Origin of the sequence: Providencia sp. PROV209 (genome assembly GCF_028479485.1) — a bacterium.
GTDB classification, from domain to species: domain Bacteria; phylum Pseudomonadota; class Gammaproteobacteria; order Enterobacterales; family Enterobacteriaceae; genus Providencia; species Providencia alcalifaciens.
In genome coordinates, this window is the sequence record NZ_JAMPNR010000010.1 from 1 (window position 1) to 4,373 (window position 4,373).

The 4,373-nt window shown below is 38.8% G+C and carries 5 protein-coding genes; 4 read left to right on the forward strand and 1 reads right to left on the reverse strand.

All coding sequences use genetic code 11. The annotated features are described in order from the left end of the window. A partial coding sequence (locus PR795_RS07635; RefSeq protein ID WP_272516782.1) for an inovirus Gp2 family protein occupies window positions 1–513 on the reverse strand: 513 nt, incomplete at its 3' end. A 436-nt stretch (window positions 514–949) separates the two neighbouring features. Between PR795_RS07635 and PR795_RS07640 the strand changes: the two genes are divergently transcribed. The 4 genes from PR795_RS07640 (at window position 950) to PR795_RS07655 (ending at window position 4,183) form a co-directional block, all read left to right on the forward strand. Next, the gene (locus PR795_RS07640; protein WP_272516783.1) at window positions 950–1,882 is read left to right on the forward strand and encodes a hypothetical protein; all 933 of its coding nucleotides are present in this window, start codon (window positions 950–952) and stop codon (window positions 1,880–1,882) included. Between the two features lie 61 nt (window positions 1,883–1,943). After that, window positions 1,944–2,816, forward strand: a complete 873-nt coding sequence (locus PR795_RS07645; protein ID WP_272516784.1) for a GTPase family protein — start codon at window positions 1,944–1,946, stop codon at window positions 2,814–2,816. A 91-nt stretch (window positions 2,817–2,907) separates the two neighbouring features. Then, on the forward strand, window positions 2,908–3,333 hold the full coding sequence (locus tag PR795_RS07650; RefSeq protein ID WP_272516785.1) for an antirestriction protein: 426 nt from the start codon (window positions 2,908–2,910) through the stop codon (window positions 3,331–3,333). Window positions 3,334–3,346: 13 nt separating this feature from the next. Next, on the forward strand, window positions 3,347–4,183 hold the full coding sequence (locus PR795_RS07655) for a DUF932 domain-containing protein (RefSeq protein ID WP_272516786.1): 837 nt from the start codon (window positions 3,347–3,349) through the stop codon (window positions 4,181–4,183). Window positions 4,184–4,373: the final 190 nt, after the last annotated feature.

Sequence of the window (4,373 nt, forward strand, 5' to 3'; positions counted from 1 at the left end):
CTGGTTTAATTCAAATATCGTATTTTCATTGTAGGTTTCATTATTATCTAGCCAAATAACGGCGTTATCTGGGATATGAACTAAATAACGTTCATCAGGATAGTTCACCCCTATAGCACTACACCATGCCTGCTGTATTAATGTATAGAGTGTTCCTTCAGTTTTGATGAAATCACCTAGACTCCAATAAACATCTTTATTTAATAGCAAAAGTATATGGTAATGTTTTTTGTTATTTATCTCACCAAACTCCCTGACCCATACATAAAATAATAAGCATGAATGATTGCGTTTCCATGCTTTGTTTTTACGTTTTAGATCCGCATTTATTTTGGCTTTTAACGATTCAATAAATCGGGTTATGGCATTGGAGTCATCTGAGTGAAGTGTATTTGATGAAGGAAAACGTAAGTCAACTCTAATAGCGGTAACTCTATTATAGGTTAAGAGTGATTTACGGATGGTGTAGTTTATCTTTTGAGTGTAATGCTCATTGTAGGTGTAACTAGACATGATTGATACCTTTAGTTGGTTTTATTTCATATCTAGAATGGGTGTTGTTAAAAATAGGAATTCATCATTTAGCTGAGATGATAAATATATGGATGAGTGAGTCAGTGACAGGGTAATGTTTAATATTTTAGGTGTGGGTATGATGCTGGTTATCTTTATAAAAATAATACTATACCAACACCGTATGGCTCTTCTATATCTCATCATCAATGACAGTGACAGAGCGTTTTTGAACAAAGATGAACTGCTCCTTTTTCCGGTGGATTTACTCTGATATTAGTTTATCTAAAGACTCATCTTTACTCTAAGGGGAATTTGTATGGATATAGTGATTTTTGGCACATAAATACTAGTTTTTATGTTGTATGATGAAACTTAAAATGCTACGTAAAATACAACGTAAAGGTATGCGAAAAATACTACGTGGAGAGAGTGTATGGTAAATATAGATGTAAATGATAATTATTTTGAATGCAGGCAATATTATGCTGTTCTATTCTGTATGCTTTCAGAGAAAACACTGTCACTTAATGAGCTTTATAAAATGACATCCGAAGCAAAGAATAAGAATGTGAGTACATTATTTAGTGAGTTAAATCAGCATGTAGGGTGTAGACTTAAAAATTTTGATTATTATCTAAGAACGATAGAGAAAAAAATTATCCCAATAGAGAAATTATCTTTTTTAAAGAATGAAAGAATAGCATTTATTATCTTGAACTTTCTCATGAAGTCGTATAATAAACACCGTATAGAAAATGATTACCAATCAATTATGGCTGGCGTGTATAATTACTCACCGTTGAATTTGATTCCTATCATGGGTAGGGATATCCCTTTTCATTATATTATTTGTTTTTTGGACTTTGTGGTTTTATTTGTAAACCCTAAAGATTTTAATGAGACAATCTTTTACATGAAAGATAAAGGTTTATCTGTTTATAAAGAATACCCAGAGCCTTTTTCATTTTTACCCAGAAGGAATGAAGCATTAAAATGGATAGCTGAGAGAATGGTCCGTGCGAATATTGCTGCTGATGATGATGTTAACTTTCTTATTGAAAATCAGAAATGGAAAATAATTGTTTCCTGTTTTGATTACTGGGCCATCACATCAAGCGTAGAAACGGTCAAACTTTTTCTATCTCAAACAAAAAAAGCTTGGAGCCAAAAGAAATATCGTGATGGCGTTAAAGATAAGGCGGTACTGAATACGTATATTTCAAAGCCATCAATGCTGAAATTAAAAAAAATAGCCAAAAATCATAATAAAAATATTAACGAAATTATAGAGGCGATGATTGATCAAATTAATCTACCACGAGATCCCATTGAAGAACTCATACTGTTAATTGAAAAGAAAAATTAAAATAATTTCAAATATATATTATTACCTTGAATAATGATAAATTTATTTTCAAGGAAGTAATATGAACCAATATCCTGAATTAGGAAGGGTTATTTCAGCCTTTCCTGCTTCATTTAAAAATCTGTTTTTCAACCAACTCAACCACCTAATCAACTACTCACCCACCATCGGTCTGATGGGTAAAACTGGAGCCGGAAAATCCAGTCTCATCAATGCACTGTTCCAATCCTCACTATCGCCTGTGAGTGATGTTTCCGGCTGCACTCGGCAAGCTCAGCGCTTCAGTATGACAATGAGCAACCATACACTCACCTTTATTGATTTACCCGGTGTGGGGGAAAGCCTTGAGAGAGATAGAGAATACCACCAGCTCTATCGTAACTTATTGCCAGAACTGGATTTAATCATCTGGGTACTCAAGGCGGATGATAGGGCATGGTCTTCTGATGAACAATGCTATCGTTTTCTCACTGAGCAATGTGGTTATCAACCGAAGCGCTTTCTATTTGTGTTGAACCAAGCCGACAAAATAGAGCCGTGTCGCCAGTGGGATGAACACAACCACCAGCCATCCCCCGAACAAACGGCTAACTTAGAATTAAAGCAGCAAGCCGTGATAGCAGCATTTAAACCGCATCATCCGGTGATGACGATTTCTGCGGTAGAAGGCTTTCAACTCACTGAATTAGCAGAGCAATTAATACAGGCGTTACCAGTGCAAGCCAGTAGCGGGGTAGCTAGGCAACTGAACAACACTTACCGCACTCAATCCGTGGAAAACTCTGCACGTAATGATTTTGGGCAATGTGTCAGTGATATCGTCGATACTCTGATAGACATCCTTCCCCTACCTGTCTTGATAAAAAGCACTATTGGTACAGTCAAAAACAGCATCATTTCCGTTGCTAAATCCCTGTGGAGCCTGTTCTTTTAGCTTCTTAAATTAACGCAACATTGATGACATCTAGCGCCACTCCTTAACGGGATTGGCGCTTTTTTATTTCTTTTTATTGGAGTATCAATTTATGAATAACACAGTTGAATCCGCTATCACAATGGAATTAGTCCCTGATGAACAACGCCTTGATTTTTGGTTCAACCATTTTGGTGCAGTAAAAGGTTGGGCCACCTTTGAAGTGGTGATCTTCACCACGATGGGCCAATTCTGCGATGAATATCATGGCGGTTATTGGGAGTACGGTACGCTCAGTAATGGTGGTGCTTTTATTTACCCCGATCTCAACGCAGACACTTTAACGCTATTCAACATGCACAACGGCAATGAAGCCACTGTGAGCCAAGAGGTGGCAGGCATTGCAGTATGTCTTATCCTGTACAGCATCTGGTCATTCCAAACAGAAAGCGAAGTGATGTGTGACCGCTTTTATCAGCTGCGTGACTACGCTTCACAACATCCCGAATCCGCTGCTATTTTCCACTTAATTGATTAATCAGGAGACTATCATGAGTTTATTAGCTTCGCGTTTTGGCTCTGCTAACAGTATTCGTCGTGAACGCCCACTGACCATCGAAGAATTATTCCGTACTGTACCGAGCGTATTTTCTGAAGAAAAGCACGATTCTCGCAGTGAACGCTATACCTACATCCCGACCATTACCTTGTTAGATAGCCTGCAAAAAGAAGGCTTCTATCCGTTCTTTGCTTGCCAGACTCGGGTACGTGATGTCAGCCGCCGAGAGCATACAAAGCACATGTTGAGGCTGCGGCGACATGACCAAATCACGGGTGTACAAGTCCCTGAAATTATTTTGTTGAATAGCCATGATGGTTCGAGCAGTTATCAGATGTTGCCGGGTCTTTTTAGAGCCGTGTGTTCTAACGGTTTGGTGTGCGGTGATGTATTGGGTGAAGTGCGTGTACCCCATAAAGGGGATGTAGTGGGTAAAGTAATTGAAGGGGCGTATGAAGTACTCGATACGTTTGAGCAGGTCGCTGAAAAACGTGAACAAATGCAATCTCTCATGTTATCCCCACCAGCCCAGCAAGCCTTTGCTGAAGCGGCTTTGACCTACCGCTTTGGTGAAGAGTTCCAGCCCGTCACACGAGAGCAAGTTCTACAGCCTCGACGCTTTGAAGATAAAAAAGAAGACCTCTGGACAGTGTACCAACGTCTACAAGAAAACCTGATTAAAGGAGGATTATCAGGCAGAACCGCAAAAGGTAAACGCGCTCGTACTCGTTCGGTGAATGGGATTGATGGCGATATCAAACTCAACAAAGCCCTGTGGGTGATGGCGGATACCTTATTTAACCAACTCGCCCCTCGCCAGCCCAACTAATTTTCCCGCCCTGACAGGTTGTGTCGTTACGCGTTGCTTTCTTATCGTTTAAATAAACAGCATAACATTATTTATCAATAAATTACTTATAGTCATTTTTCACTAAAAAGCCCAATGAGAATTTTTCCCAACAGACATAACCTGTCAATCCCCTAAGTTAAACTCCCTTACTTCTTAATTTCCTAACGTC

Coding starts and splice junctions, on each gene's coding strand:
- PR795_RS07655 (WP_272516786.1), top strand. CDS start 3,347: ATGAGTTTATTAGCTTCGCGTTTTGGCTCTGCTAACAGTATTCGTCGT.
- PR795_RS07650 (WP_272516785.1), top strand. CDS start 2,908: ATGAATAACACAGTTGAATCCGCTATCACAATGGAATTAGTCCCTGAT.
- PR795_RS07640 (WP_272516783.1), top strand. CDS start 950: ATGGTAAATATAGATGTAAATGATAATTATTTTGAATGCAGGCAATAT.
- PR795_RS07645 (WP_272516784.1), top strand. CDS start 1,944: ATGAACCAATATCCTGAATTAGGAAGGGTTATTTCAGCCTTTCCTGCT.